Source organism: Amycolatopsis sp. cmx-8-4, assembly GCF_046548675.1.
Classification (GTDB): Bacteria; Actinomycetota; Actinomycetes; order Mycobacteriales; family Pseudonocardiaceae; genus Amycolatopsis.
This window is the reverse complement of sequence record NZ_JAEBDZ010000007.1, coordinates 1-13964: the sequence shown is the minus strand read 5'-3', so window position 1 is coordinate 13964 and position 13964 is coordinate 1. Positions and strand designations below refer to the sequence as shown.

9 protein-coding genes and 1 pseudogene are annotated in these 13964 nt (G+C 70.3%); 8 read left to right on the top strand and 2 right to left on the bottom strand.

Annotated features, from left to right (window positions below; translation table 11 throughout):
- Positions 1-38 precede the first annotated feature (38 nt).
- The 3 genes from ACLJQZ_RS16295 to ACLJQZ_RS16285 all read left to right on the top strand — a co-directional run bounded on the left by ACLJQZ_RS16295 (position 39) and on the right by ACLJQZ_RS16285 (position 5257).
- Positions 39-473 carry a helix-turn-helix domain-containing protein gene (locus tag ACLJQZ_RS16295; protein WP_326949498.1) on the top strand — a complete coding sequence of 145 codons (435 nt, stop codon included), beginning with the start codon at positions 39-41 and terminating at the stop codon, positions 471-473.
- A gap of 331 nt (positions 474-804) precedes the next feature.
- On the top strand, positions 805-4410 hold the full coding sequence (locus ACLJQZ_RS16290) for a discoidin domain-containing protein (protein WP_410620821.1): 3606 nt from the start codon (positions 805-807) through the stop codon (positions 4408-4410).
- An 85-nt stretch (positions 4411-4495) separates the two neighbouring features.
- Positions 4496-5257 (top strand): SDR family oxidoreductase, encoded by a 762-nt coding sequence (locus ACLJQZ_RS16285; RefSeq protein WP_410620820.1) that lies wholly within the window; start codon positions 4496-4498, stop codon positions 5255-5257.
- A gap of 144 nt (positions 5258-5401) precedes the next feature.
- Here ACLJQZ_RS16285 and ACLJQZ_RS16280 read toward each other — a convergent pair whose 3' ends face one another.
- Both ACLJQZ_RS16280 and ACLJQZ_RS16275 read right to left on the bottom strand, forming a co-directional pair.
- Positions 5402-6832, bottom strand: a complete 1431-nt coding sequence (locus ACLJQZ_RS16280) for a carotenoid oxygenase family protein (RefSeq protein ID WP_410620819.1) — start codon at positions 6830-6832, stop codon at positions 5402-5404.
- A gap of 36 nt (positions 6833-6868) precedes the next feature.
- A complete protein-coding gene (locus ACLJQZ_RS16275) occupies positions 6869-7480 on the bottom strand; it encodes a TetR/AcrR family transcriptional regulator (RefSeq protein ID WP_410620818.1) in 612 nt (203 codons plus the stop codon).
- 111 nt (positions 7481-7591) lie between these two features.
- On the opposite strand from ACLJQZ_RS16275, the gene ACLJQZ_RS16270 reads away from it, so the two are divergent.
- The 5 genes and pseudogenes from ACLJQZ_RS16270 (at position 7592) to ACLJQZ_RS16250 (ending at position 13380) form a co-directional block, all read left to right on the top strand.
- Positions 7592-8797 (top strand): lipase family protein, encoded by a 1206-nt coding sequence (locus tag ACLJQZ_RS16270; RefSeq protein WP_410620817.1) that lies wholly within the window; start codon positions 7592-7594, stop codon positions 8795-8797.
- 112 nt (positions 8798-8909) lie between these two features.
- On the top strand, positions 8910-11261 hold the full coding sequence (locus ACLJQZ_RS16265; RefSeq protein WP_410620816.1) for a glycosyl hydrolase family 95 catalytic domain-containing protein: 2352 nt from the start codon (positions 8910-8912) through the stop codon (positions 11259-11261).
- Between the two features lie 60 nt (positions 11262-11321).
- Positions 11322-11690 (top strand): DoxX family protein, encoded by a 369-nt coding sequence (locus ACLJQZ_RS16260; RefSeq protein ID WP_326949505.1) that lies wholly within the window; start codon positions 11322-11324, stop codon positions 11688-11690.
- 20 nt (positions 11691-11710) lie between these two features.
- Positions 11711-12439, top strand: a pseudogene (locus ACLJQZ_RS16255) (alpha/beta fold hydrolase); the annotation flags it as partial.
- 59 nt (positions 12440-12498) lie between these two features.
- Positions 12499-13380, top strand: coding sequence for a LysR family transcriptional regulator (locus ACLJQZ_RS16250; RefSeq protein WP_410620815.1), 882 nt, complete (start codon positions 12499-12501; stop codon positions 13378-13380).
- Positions 13381-13964 lie beyond the last annotated feature (584 nt).

Genomic DNA, 13964 nt, shown 5'->3' with positions numbered 1-13964 from the left:
CGTGCTAGGTTGGATTTTCAACCCGTGGAGGTGACGTCGTGCGGCGTGGTCGCGAGTGCTCGGTGGCGGAAGCCCTCGAAGTCGTCGGCGAGCGGTGGAGCCTGCTCGCCCTGCGCGAGATCATGCTGGGGGAGCGGCGGTTCAACCAGATCGCCGAGAACACCGGCGCGAGCCGCGACATCCTCGCCGCGCGGCTGCGCAAGCTCGTCGACGCGGGCGTGCTCGAGAAGGTCCAGTACGAGGCGCACCCGCCGCGGCACGAGTACTACCCGACCGAAGCCGGCCGCGCGCTGCAGCCGATCCTGCTGGGCCTGATGGCCTGGGGCGACAAGTACGTCCACCAGGGCGAACCGCCCACGTTGTGGCGGCACGCCTGTGGCGCCGAGCTGCGCGCGGTGACGGTCTGCGAGCACTGCGGCGAGCCGGTCAACGCACCCGGCACCCACGCGATCCGGCTGGGCGCCGTGCACTGACGTCCGCACCTCCGTCTCCCGGAAGGCCCTTCGCGCTCGCGAGGGGCCTTCCGGCCGTTTGGGCGTTGACTTGAGACCCCCGTCACTGTAACTCTTGAACGAATCAGTGCAAGAACCTGACAGCAGCGCGAGAAATCGCGGCAGCAGTCAGGAAGATCCCGCCCAGCTCCTCAACGCCGAGGTGTCCATGACGGCTGCTTCGCCCTGCCCACGCGCGCCTCCGGCCCGGCCGGTCGCGCCCGTCCGTTCCCCGGTCTCCGCCGTGCCCGCGCTCCGCGGGCCGGTCCTCGCTCCTGTCGTCTCCCCGTCCTCCCCGGATCAGAGGAACCCCATGAGAACGAAGCGACTCCTGTCGCGCGCGGCGACCTACGCCGCCCTGTCCCTGCTCCTGGCGGCACCCGCCGTCGCGGCGAGCGGCGCCCCGGCCGCGACCGCCGCCCCCACCGCTGTCGCGGCGGTCCAGCCTGCCGCCCAGGCCGCCTCGGCGACCTACACCGCCAGCAGCCAGATCGCCGAGTACCCCGCCTCGAACGTCGGCGACGGCAACCAGGCCACCTACTGGGAAAGCACGAACAACCAGTTCCCGCAGTGGATCCAGGCCGACCTCGGCGCCACCACGAACCTCGCGCAGCTCGTGCTCAAGCTGCCGGCCGGCTGGGAAGCGCGCACCGAGACCTTCACCGTGCAGGGCAGCACGAACGGCACGGGCTTCAGCGACCTCGTCGCCTCCGCCGGCTACCGGTTCGACCCGGCCTCGGCCAACACGGTGACGATCAACGTCACCGGCAGCACCCGTTACGTCCGGCTGAACGTCACCGCCAACACCGGCTGGCCCGCCGCGCAGCTGTCCGAGTTCGAGGTGCACGGGAGCACCTCCGGCGGTGACACCCAGCCCCCGTCCGCGCCCGGCAACCTCGCCTACACCGCGCCCGCGAGCGGCCAGCTCCGGCTGACGTGGTCGGCCTCGACCGACAACATCGGCGTCACCGGCTACGACGTCTACGCGAACAACGCGCTGCGCGGCAGCGTCGCCGGCAACGTCCTGACCTACACGGACAACCAGCCCGACGGCACGACCGTGGCCTACTACGTCCGCGCGCACGACGCCGCGGGCAACCAGTCGGCGAACAGCAACACCGTGACGCGTAACGGCACCCAGGTCGGCACGAACCTCGCGGTCGGCAAGCCGATCACGGCGTCGTCGACGGAGTTCACGTTCGTCGCCACGAACGCGAACGACAACTCGACCAGCACGTACTGGGAGGGCGGCGGCGGGACCTACCCGAACCTGCTGACCGTCGGGCTCGGCTCCAACGCCGACCTCAGCCAGGTCGTCGTCAAGCTCAACCCGGACGCCTCGTGGGGCCCGCGCACCCAGACCATCGCCGTCGAAGGCCGTGAGCAGGCGTCCTCGACGTTCACGACGCTGGCCGCCGCGCAGACGTACAACTTCAACCCCAGCAGCGGGAACACCGTCACCATCCCGCTGAGCGGCCGCGTCGCCGACGTCCGGCTGCGCGTCACCGCCAACTCCGGCGCCGGTGGCGGGCAGGCCGCGGAGTTCCAGGTGATCGGCGTCCCCGCGCCCAACCCGGACCTCACGGTCTCGGGCGTGTCCTGGTCGCCGCAGAACCCGGTGGAGTCCGACGCGATCACCGCGTCGGCGACCGTCCGCAACGCCGGCACGGCGGCCGCGGGCGCGACGAACGTCAACCTCTACCTCGGCACCACGAAGGTCGGCACCGCCGCGGTCGGCGCGCTGGCCGCCGGAGCGTCGACGACGGTGTCGGCGAACATCGGCGCCCAGAACGCGGGCAGCTACCAGCTGACCGCGAAGGTCGACGAGGCCAACGCCGTGCTCGAGCAGAACGAGAACAACAACTCGTTCACCGGCTCGACGGCGCTCGTCGTCAGCCCGGTGCAGAGCTCCGACCTCGTCGCGGCGACCGGCTGGTCGCCGAACTCGCCGTCGGCGGGCAACACGGTGACCTTCAGCGTGACGCTGCGCAACCAGGGCACGATCGCGTCGGCGTCCGGTGCGCACGGCGTGACCGTGACGCTCGCGGACACGAGCGGCGCCGTCGTGAAGACGCTGACCGGCTCGTACACCGGCGCCATCGCGGCCGGGGCCACGGCGTCGCCGGTGAACGTCGGCACGTGGACGGCGGCCAACGGCAAGTACACCGTGAAGACGGTCGTCGCGAACGACGCCAACGAGCTGCCGGTGAAGCAGGCCAACAACACCAGCACGCAGACGCTGTTCGTCGGCCAGGGCGCGAACATGCCCTACGACATGTACGAGGCCGAGGACGGCGTCCTCGCGGGCGGAGCGGCCGTGGTCGGCCCGAACCGCACCATCGGCGACCTCGCCGGTGAGGCGTCCGGACGCAAGGCCGTGACACTGAACTCGACCGGCTCCTCGGTGGAGTTCACGACGCGGGCGGCGACGAACACGCTGGTCACGCGCTTCTCCATCCCGGACTCTTCGGGCGGTGGCGGGATCAACTCGACGATCAACGTCTACGTCAACGGCACGTTCCTCAAGGCGATCGACCTGACCTCGCACTACGCGTGGCTCTACGGCGCCGAAACCGGCCCGGGCAACTCGCCGGGCACCGGGCCGCGCCACATCTACGACGAGGCCAGCGCGCTGCTCGGCACCACGGTGCCGGCGGGCAGCAGGATCAAGCTGCAGAAGGACGGGGCGAACAGCACGAACTACGCGATCGACTTCGTGAACTTCGAGCAGGCCACCGCGCAGGCGAACCCGGACCCGGCGCACTTCGCCGTCCCGGCCGGGTTCACGCAGCAGGACGTCCAGGCGGCCCTGGACAAGGTCCGGCAGGACAGCACCCTCACCGGGGTCTACCTGCCGGCCGGGGACTACTCGCTGTCGAGCAAGGTGAACGTCTACGGCAAGGCCATCACGCTGATCGGCGCCGGGCCGTGGTTCACGAAGTTCTCCGCGCCCGCCGGGCAGGAGAACACCGACATCGGCTTCGACGTCCAGTCGACCGCCAACGGGTCGACGGTCAGCGGGTTCGCGGTGTTCGGGAACTACACCTCCCGCATCGACGGCCCCGGCAAGGTGTTCAACCTGGCCAACGTCGCGAACCTGACGATCGACAACATCTGGGTGGAGCACCAGGTGGTCATGGTGTGGGGCACCAACGTCGACAACACCACGATCAAGAACTCCCGGATCCGCGACACCTACGCCGACGGGATCAACCTCACGAACGGGAGCACCGGCAACCACGTCGTCAACGACGAAGCCCGGTCCACCGGTGACGACAGCTTCGCGCTGTTCGCCGCCACGGACATCAACCAGGGCAACCAGTACGACAACGTGTTCGAGAACCTGACCGCGCTCACCCCGTGGCGCGCGGCCGGCCTGGCGGTCTACGGCGGGTACAACAACACCTTCCGCAACCTCTACATCGCGGACACGCTGACGTACTCGGCGATCACGATCAGCTCGCTCGACTTCGGCTACCCGTTCCTCGGGTTCGGGCCGCAGCCGACGACGGTGCAGAACGCCTCGCTCGTCCGGGCGGGTGGCCACTTCTGGGGCCAGCAGACCTTCCCGGCGATCTGGATGTTCTCCGCTTCCAAGGAGTTCCGCGGGATCCGGGTGTCCGATGTGGACATCCAGAGCCCGACCTACAGCGGGATCATGTTCCAGACGAACTACGTCGGCGGGCAGCCGCAGAACTCCGTGCAGGACACCGTGTTCACCAACGTGAACATCAGCGGGGCCCAGCGCAGCGGTGACGCCTTCGACGCGAAGTCCGGGATCGGCATCTGGGCCAACGAGCTGCCGGAACCGGGTCAGGGCCCGGCCGTCGGCTCGGCGACGTTCACCGGGCTCACGCTGAGCAACAACGCCCAGGACATCCGGAACACCACGAGCACGTTCACCATCGTCCGCAACTGATCAAAGAAAGCCGTCAAGGCCACCTTGCGGGCGACAGACGCCCGTAAGGTGGCCTTGACGGCGTTGATGGGCGGAGGTGGGCCTCGTGCGGATCCTGGTCACCGGCGGCACCGGGCAGCTCGGCAGGGTGGTCGCCGAGCGGCTGCGCGCAGCGGGCGAAGACGTCCGCGTCCTCAGCAGACGGCCCGGGCCGGACGTCGTGCCCGGCGACCTGCGCACCGGGCGCGGCATCGACAGCGCCCTGGCCGGCGTCGACACCGTCGTCCACTGCGCCACCGACTTCCGGCACGAGACGGCGCTCGCGCGGACGCTGCTGGAGGCCGCGCGCTGGACCGGTGGGCCGCACCTGGTCTACGTCTCGATCGTCGGCGTCGACCGCGTCCCGCTGGGCTACTACAAGAGCAAGCTCGCGACCGAGGAGCTGATCGCCGCGTCGGGCCTGCCGTACACGATCCAGCGGGCGACGCAGTTCCACGCGCTGGTCCGGACGTTGTTCGCGGGCGCGTCCCGGCTGCCGGTGCTGCCCGTGCCGCGGGTGCGGTTCCAGCCGGTGGACGTCCGCGACGTCGCACCGCGCCTGGCCGACCTGGCCACCGGCGACCCGGCGGGCCGCGTCGACGACTTCGGCGGCCCGGAGATCCTGGCGGCGGCCGAGCTGGCCCAAGCGGTCGCGGAGGCGAGCGGGCGGCGCCGCCGGATCGTCTCGGTGAAGGTCCCGGGGGAGACGTTCCGGGCGTACGCCGGCGGCGGGCACCTCGCGCCGGACCACCTCGACGGCGAGATCACCTTCGCGCAGTACCTGTCCGAGCAGGCCGACGCCGGGGTGCTGGGGTACCGGAAGCGCTAGTGTAGCGAGTTGTCATGCGCCCCAATGTGGCGTTGGGTGCGTCGGACGCAACCAACGCCACATTGGGGCGCATCACCTGCCGCCCCCGAAGGTCGAGACCTTGGTGTTGCACCGGGCTCTGCCGCGCGATCAACAACATGCGACCTAGCTCGGCAGCCAGTTGCCGTGGAAGCCGATCGGCACCCGGTCCGGCAGGTGGATCGCGGCGACCGTTTCGAGCGTGCCGGCGTCGAGCAGGGTGAGTTCGCTGCGCTCGGTCGCCGCGTCGTGGACGAAACCGGCCAGGACGCCGTCGTCCTCGGCGGCGTCCGCGGCCCGTGGCACGAACACGAACTCCGCGGGCGAGCGCCCGGGCCCGAACGACCGCACCTGCGTCGAGCCGTTCGAGAAGTCGTGCTTGTACAACGAGTCCGCCGGGCTGGCGCCGGTGGTCACGGACGGGGCGTAGCCGTAGCGGTGCGGGCGGCCGACCACCCGTTCGTCGACGCGCGGGAACTCCTGGCCGCGGTCGTCGAGGCGCTCCTCGATGACCTTGCCGGAGGAGAAGTCGACCGTCCACCGGTCCAGCGTCGGCACACCCTCGTCGGGACCGTGCAGCTCCCGGTCGAAGATCCGGGGGTGCCGGACGACGTCGAGCACGACGCTGTCGCCGTCGTCGTAGGCGTTGAGCGGGTGGAAGACGTAGCAGGGCTCGACGTCGAACCAGCGGACGTCGGCGTTGCCGCCTTCGCGCGGCATGACGCCGATCCGCGCGGGGTACTTCGGGTTCCAGTGGTAGGGCAGGCCGCCGTTGGCCGCGATCTTCGTGGCCAGCCGCGCGGTGATCGGGTCGGGGATCCGCACCCGGCCGATGACCGCCGACAGCACGAGCCGGGCGGTGGTGCGCAGCAGCCGGGACGGGATCGCCGCGGTCGCCATGCCGGCGTCGAAGGTCACGGGCAGGTCGTAGAAGACGACGTGCCGTTCGGTGAGGGAGAAGTCGTGCATCATCGGCGCGCCGGTGACCTCGACGTCGACCTCGCGCCGGACCCGGCCGGCCGCGTCGATCACGGAGTAGGTGACCTTGCTGCCCTTGGCCATCGAGTACGAGACGGCGTGCAGCTCGCCGGTCAGCGGGTCGCGTTTGGGGTGGGCGGTGTACCCGCCGGAGAGGGTGCCGTCGAAGTCGCAGCGGCCCTCGGTGTCGAGCTCGTCGGACAGCTCCCAGATCGTGGCGCCCGCCTCCATCAGCGCGAGCGTCTTGCCGGCGTGGCCGATGACGTTGGTGTTGGCGCTGAGGCCGTGCGGGGTGCGGCGCGGCCGGTCGCCGTCGAGGATCGCGTCGATCGAGGGGTTGCGCACCCAGCGGTTGCGGTACCACTCGGCCTTGCCGTCGCGCAGGCGGACGCCGTGGACCATGCCGTCGCCCATGAACCAGTGATAGGCCGCCGGGTCCACTTCGGACAGCGGGTTCGGGCCGTTGCGCAGGTAGCGGCCGTCGAGGAAGTCCGGGATGGTCCCGGTGACCTCGAGCTCGGTGAGCGTGTGCTCCTGGCTGATCGGGGCGAAGTTGCCTTCGAGGAAGGGATTGGTCATCACCGGTAGTAGACCTTTCGTCGCACCTGGAAACCCCTAGACGTCGGCCGGCCGGGGCGTCACGAGCAGTTTGAGCACGTCGCTGAACAGCGACGACGGGACCGCGTCCGGGTCGACGCCGCGTTCCACCGCGAGGCCGTTGGACAGCGCGAGCACCACCACCGCGAGGTGCTCGGGCGCCAGGGGCAGCTTGATGCCGTGCCGGTCGGCGACCTTGGCGATCGCCGCGGTGACCGCCTCGCGCAGCCGGGCCCGGCGCTCGGCCAGTCCCTTGTGGACGGCCGGGTTCCGCATGGCCAGTCCCCAGTACTCCAGCAGCAGCCGGTGCCAGGTGGCGTCCGAGTCGATCCCGGCCAGCAGCCGCGCGCCGGCCTCGGTGGTGGCCTCGTCGAGGTCGGCCAGGTCGGCGAACGCCGTCGTCGCGCCCGCCATCCGCTCGACGATGTGCTCTTCCATGATCGTCAGCACCAGGTCGTCGCGGCCGGTGAAGCTGGAGTAGACGGCGCCCTTGGTCAGGCCGGCCTCGGCCGCGACGTCGTTGAGCGACGTCGCGGCGATGCCCTGACGGGCGAACACCGTGGTGGCGGCGTCGATGATCCGCCGCCGGGTCTCGGCGCGGCTCGGGCGGCGGCGTGGGGGGCCGGTCATGGAGCGCAACGCTACCGCCTCCCTCACCTGGGCGTCCTTCGTTGACTGTGACGCGGGTCATCTGGTAAATCGGACACACGATACCAGTCGGTATCGAAATTGGGAGGTCCCGTGCCCACTGTCAGCGCCGACATCCGCCGAACCCTCACCGTCGTGGTCCTCGCCGCGGCCGCTCTCGTCGCCCCCGTCGCCGCGTCCGCCACCGGGCGGCCGCCGAACCCCGCCGCCGATCCCTTCTACGCCCAGCCGTCGCCGTTCCCCGACGTCGCGCCGGGCACGATCCTCGACTCGCGCCCGATCACGATCCGGGCGCTCACCCTGCGGGTGCCGATCCGGGCCTGGCAGGTCAAGTACCGCTCGTCGGACACGCGCGGCGCGGCCATCGCCGACGTCGCGACGGTCATGCAGCCCGTGTCTTCCACCTCGAAGACGCTGGTCTCGTACCAGACCGCGCAGGACGGGCTCAGCCTCGACTGCGCGCCGTCGTACGTGCTGGCCACCGGGACGGCGTTGCCCGCCGAAGAACTGGCCTTGATGGTGCCGCTGCTCGCCGCGGGCCACACCGTCGTGACCGCCGACTACGAGGGCCCGCGGTCCGAGTGGACGGCCGGGCTCAACACCGCGCACGGCGTCCTCGACGGCATCCGCGCGGCCCAGTCGTTCGCGCCCGCCGGGCTTTCGGGACCGGCGACGCCGACGGCGTTGATGGGCTATTCGGGCGGGGCACTGGCGAGTCAGTGGGCCAACGAGGTCCAGCCGGAGTACGCGCCGGAACTGAAGTTCGCCGGTGTCGCCGCCGGTGGTGTGCCCGCGGACATCGAGTACGTCGCGCGCCGCATCGACGGCGGGCCGTTCGCCGGGATCTACATCGGCGCCGCGGTCGGGCTGAGCCGCGCGTACCCGGAGATCGACACGGCCACGCTGCTCAACACGCGCGGCAAGCAGGCGTTCGAGGACGTCGGCAAGCAGTGCATCAGCCAGTTCAGCGTCGCCCAGGCGTTCCACCGGATGAGCGACTACACGACCGTGCCGCAGCTGCTGGACGTGCCGGTCGTGCGGAACGTGATCGCCCAGAACGTGATGGGCACCCGGAAACCCGGCTCGCCAACGTACTTCTACCAGGGGATCTTCGACGAGCTGGCGCTCACGCCCCCGGTGGACGCGCTGGTGCGGAAGTACTGCGCGGAGGGCGTGACCATCCAGTACCGGCGGATCCCGATCGGCGACCACGTCACCGTCGCGGTCCAGGGTGCGCCCGGTGCGCTCGCCTACGTCCACGACCGGCTGGCCGGGAAGCCCGCGCCGTCGAGCTGCTGAAATCTTCGTATTATCGGATTAATTACGAAGAATCTTGACCTCGGATCCGAATAGGTCATATGTTTGGCGGGCTTCACGCCGGTCCCCGCCTTCAACGCCGAACGGATCCGACATGTCGAACCCTTCCCTTCCGCCCTCGCGCCGCGCGTTCCTCAAGCTCGGTGGCGCGGTCGGCGCCGGGATCGCCCTGAGTGGCGTTCGTCCTTTCGTCGCAAGCGCAGACGTCGTCCGTCCGGCTGTCGCGGATCTCGTTCCCGGCAGCCGGGCGACGACGCTGTGGTACCCGTCGTCCGCGGCGGAGGGCAAGATCATCGAGCAGGGCTTGCCGATCGGCAATGGTCGGATCGGTGCCCTCGTCGGCGGCGACCCGGCCGCCGATTTCCTGTACCTTGCCGACGCGTCCCTCTGGACCGGCGGCGCCAACGACGTCCTCGAAGACGACGGCCAGTTCCCGTACGAGCGCGAGAAGTTCGGCACGCTCGGGCTGCTGGCGAAGGCGCGGATCTCGGTGCCCGCGCACACCGGCGTCACGGACTACCGGCGCACGCTCGACCTGAGCAACGGCCTGGTGACCGTCACCTACGCGTGCCAGGGCACCCGGTACCGGCGGGAGGTCTACGCGAGCCACCCCGACGACGTCGTGGTCGTCCGGCTGACCAGCGAAGGCCGCGGGACGCTGACCGGCACGGTCGTCCTCGAGCCGACGCGGGACGAGGTGCTGAGCGGTCCCGCGTTCGCGGCGACGTTCGCCAACGGGCTGAAGTACGCGTGCACGACGTCGGCGTCGAGCCAGGGAGGAAAGGTTTCGCAGCAAGGGAACACGGTCACCTTCACCGGCTGCCGCGAAGTCGTCATCGTGCTTTCGGGTGGCACGAACTACGTGCCCGACGCGGCGCGGAAGTTCCTCGACGCGTCGGTGGATCCGCTGGCGCTGTCGAAGCAGAAGGCGGCTCGCGCACTGCGCGCCGGAGGTGGCGCGTTGCTCGCGACGCACGTCGCCGACTACCGGCGGCTTTATGACCGGATGACCCTCGACCTGGGCGCGTCACCGGCGTCGAAGCGCTCGCTGGACACGTGGGCGCGGCTGGTGGCGCGGCACGACGACCCGGCCGCGCCGGACCCGGAGCTGGAGGCGTCCTACCTCCAGTACGGCCGGTACCTGACGATCACCGGCTCGCGCGACGGCCTGCCGATGGGCCTGCAAGGCCTGTGGCAGAACAACAACACGCCCGACTGGATGAGCGACTACCACACCGACATCAACGTCCAGATGAACTACTGGCTGGCCGACCGCGCGGCACTGCCGGGCAGTTTCACCGCGCTGGCCGACTACTGCCTTTCGCAGCTTCCCGTGTGGACGGACACGACGAAGAAGCTGTTCAACGACCCGAGAAACCGCTTCCGCAACACGAGCGGCAAGATCGGCGGCTGGGCCATCGCGTTCTCCACCAACATCTACGGCGGCTCCGGCTGGTGGTGGCACCCGGCCGGCAACGCGTGGCTGTGCAACTCGCTGTGGGACCACTACGCGTTCACCCAGGACAAGGCCTACCTCGCGCGGATCTACCCGCTGCTCAAGGGGGCCACCGAGTTCTGGGAGGCGCGGCTCGTCACCACGACCGTCGACGGCCGCGAGGTGCTGGTCGACGACCACGACTGGTCACCCGAGCACGGCCCGCAGGACACGCTCGGGAACACGTACTCCCAGGAGATCGTCTGGGACCTGTTCGAGCACTACCGCGCGGCGGTCACGACATTGGGGCGCGACCGCGCGTACGGCGACCGGATCGCCGGGCTACAGCGGAAGCTGTACCTGCCGAAGGTGAGCCCGGCGACCGGCTGGCTCGAGGAGTGGATGTCGCCCGACAACCTGGGCGAGACCACGCACCGGCACCTGTCGCCGCTGATCGGGTTCTTCCCGGGCGACCGCATCGCGACGGACACGTCGCCTGCCGAGCTGCTCGGCGGGGTGCGTGCCCTGCTGACCGCGCGGGGGATGGACAGCTTCGGCTGGGCGACCGCGTGGCGGTCGGCGTGCTGGGCGCGGCTGAAGGACGCGGACAAGGCGTACCAGCTGCTGCTCACGGTGATGCGGCCGTCGGTGGCCAACGGCAACGGCACGGCGCCGAACTTCTTCGACATGTACAGCCAGGGCAGTTACACGATCTTCCAGATCGACGCCAACCTCGGCGCGCCCACCGCGATGCTGGAGATGCTGCTGTACTCGCGCCCGGGCGTGCTGGAGCTGTTGCCCGCGTTGCCGTCGGCGTGGGCTCGCTCGGGGAGGGCGACCGGGATCGGCGCGCGCGGCGGGTTCGAGGTCGACGTCGCATGGCGCGACGGCAAGGTGACCCGGGCGGAGATCCGCAGTGTCGGCGGGACCCGGACCGAGGTGCGGGCCGGTGCCTGGAAGCGCACGATCTCCCTGCGGCCCGGCGCGTCGGTCACGATCACGCCAAGTTGAGATGTGACCTCCGGAAAGTGGCGTAGTGTTCAATCACTTATTCCGGAGTAGGGAGTCACCGTGAACGTCGTCCTGTGGATCGCCGCCGGCCTGCTGGCTGTTCTGTACCTCGGCGCCGGAGGCATGAAGCTCGCCACGCCGCGGGAGAAGCTCCTGGAGAACCCCAACATGGGGTGGACGGCGGACTTCTCGGCGGCGGCGATCAAGGGGATCGGCGCGATCGAGATCGTCGGCGCGATCGGCCTGATCCTGCCGTGGGCGCTGGACATCGCGCCGGTGCTGACCCCGCTCGCGGCGACCGGGCTGGCGATCGTCCAGATCGGTGCGATCATCGTCCACGCGCGCCGCAAGGAGACCAAGGCGCTGCCGATGAACGTCGTGCTGCTGGTGCTGGCGGCGTTCGTCGCCGTGGGCCGGTTCGCCGGCTGAGCTTCCCTTTCGGAGGATCGATGACGCTCCCCGCCTTCACGGATCACGGCGGCCCGGGCCCGGCGGTCGTGCTGCTGCACAGCTTCCTGATGGACGGCCGCATGTTCGCCGCGCAGCTGCCGGCCCTGAAGGGCTTCCGCTGCATCACGGTCGACGAGCGCGCCCACGGCGGCACGCCCGCTTCCGGCCAGTTCGACTACTGGGACGTGGCTCGCGACGTCCTGGCGGTCTTGGATCACCTGGGTATCTCGTCCGCGGCAGTGGTCGGCACGAGCCAGGGCGGGTTCGTCGCACTCCGGATGGCGCTGCTGGCCCCTTCCCGGGTGACTTCGCTGGCGGTCTTGGGCACGTCCGCGGCAGCCGAGGACCCGGCGGTGGCGACGGGCTACCGGGCCGTCCTGGACGCCTGGGTGTCGGGCGGTGCCCCGCCGGAGGTCCTCGACGGCGTCGCGACGATCTGCTTCGGCCCGGCGGACGTGGGGGAGTGGAAGCGGCGCTGGGCAGCGGTTCCGGCGGACCAGCTGACGTTCGCGATGACGGCCCTCGTCGATCGCGACGCCGTGCTGGACCGGGCGGGGGAGATCGCGTGCCCGGCCCTGGTCCTGCACGGCACGGCGGACCTGGCGTACCCGGTGGACCGGGCGGCCGAACTGGCGTCGGCGCTGCCTGACGCGTCTTTGGTCGTCGTCGAGGAGGGGGCGCACTTCCTGAGCTACACCCACCCCGACGAGGTGAACCCGCACCTGCGGCGCTTCCTCGATGCCAACGCCTCATACCCTGGAGGTCTCACCGGAACGGGAGGCCGCTGGTGGACGTCGATCTGCGGAAGCTGCGGTACTTCGTGGCGGTCGCCGAAGAGCTGCACTTCGGCCGGGCCGCCGAGCGGCTGCACATCGCGCAGCCGGTGCTGTCCCGGCAGATCCGCGCCCTCGAGTCGGAACTACGAGCGCAGGTCTTCATACGGGACAGGCGATCCACAGAGCTGACCGAGGCCGGCCGTCAGCTGCTGGAGGACGCGCGTCCCCTCTTGGCCGCCGCCGAAGCCCTGCGGCGACGGGTCGCACTGGCCGCGCGGGGGACGTCGGCGTTCACCATCGGGTTCATGCCCGGGATCACGGTGACGGGCGCGGTACGCGACTTGACCGCACGGCACCCGGCCCTGGAGGTCGGCCTGGTGCGCACGACGTGGGACGACCAGATCGAGGTGCTGCACGACGGCCGTGCGGACGTCAGCGTCGTCCGGCTGCCGGTCGACCCGCGCGGCCTGACCCTGCGGCCGCTGTTCCGGGAGCCGCGGGTCGCGGTGCTGCGCGCCGACCACCGCTTGGCCGGCAAGGAGTCGGTGACGGTCGCCGACCTGGCCGGTGAGCACCTGCTCAACGACCCGGGCGCGGTGCCGGAGTGGCGGGAGGTCGCCGTCGAACTGCGGGACGGTACGGCGTTGCCCTTCCGCGGGTTCCAGAGCGTGGAGGAGAAGCTGGAGCATGTCGCGGCGGGGACGGGGATCGCCGTCGTGCCGCTCTCGACGTCGGAGTACTACACCCGGCCGGACGTCACGCACGTGCCGGTCGCGGACCTGCCGCCGAACGAGGTGTGCTTGGCGTGGGTGGCCGCTCGCCGGTCGCGGGTGATCTTCGAGTTCGCCGAGATCGCGTCATCCTGGTTCGACGGGTCTTGTCAGTCGGTATAACCGTATATCAGAATGACAGGCAGACCGTCTATCAGTCAGACAGTCTGACGGCCAGCAGCAACCCGAGCACCTGCCCACCTGACTACCTACTGACGTGGCGATCTGACTGCCCGACCCGGCGTCAGCTCCGCCGACTGTCCGGCAGTTTGACGACCGGTGGACTGACTGACTTACCGACTACCAGCCAATCGGTATCACTGACTGGCTGGCTGACTGACTGACTGACTTCCAGCTAGCCAGCCGATCGGTAAGACAGTCAGCCGGTATGACCGAGTGCCTAACTGCGGTCTGATCGACTACCGGTCTGACTACTGGCTAGCCGACGGACTGGTGCACCGAATAGTCGGCGGACCGATGGACTGCCCGACGGAATAGCCGGCTGGCTGTCTCACCGTCTGACAGTCAGTCGGTATAACCGAGTGACCGGCTGCGACCGCCTGCGACCGCCTGCGACCGGCTGCGACCGGCTGCGACCGGCTGCGACCGGCTGCGACCGGCTGCGACCGGCTGCGACCGGCTGCGACCGGCTGCGACCGGCTGCGACCGGCTGCGACCGGCTGCGACCGGCTGCGACCGGCTGCGAC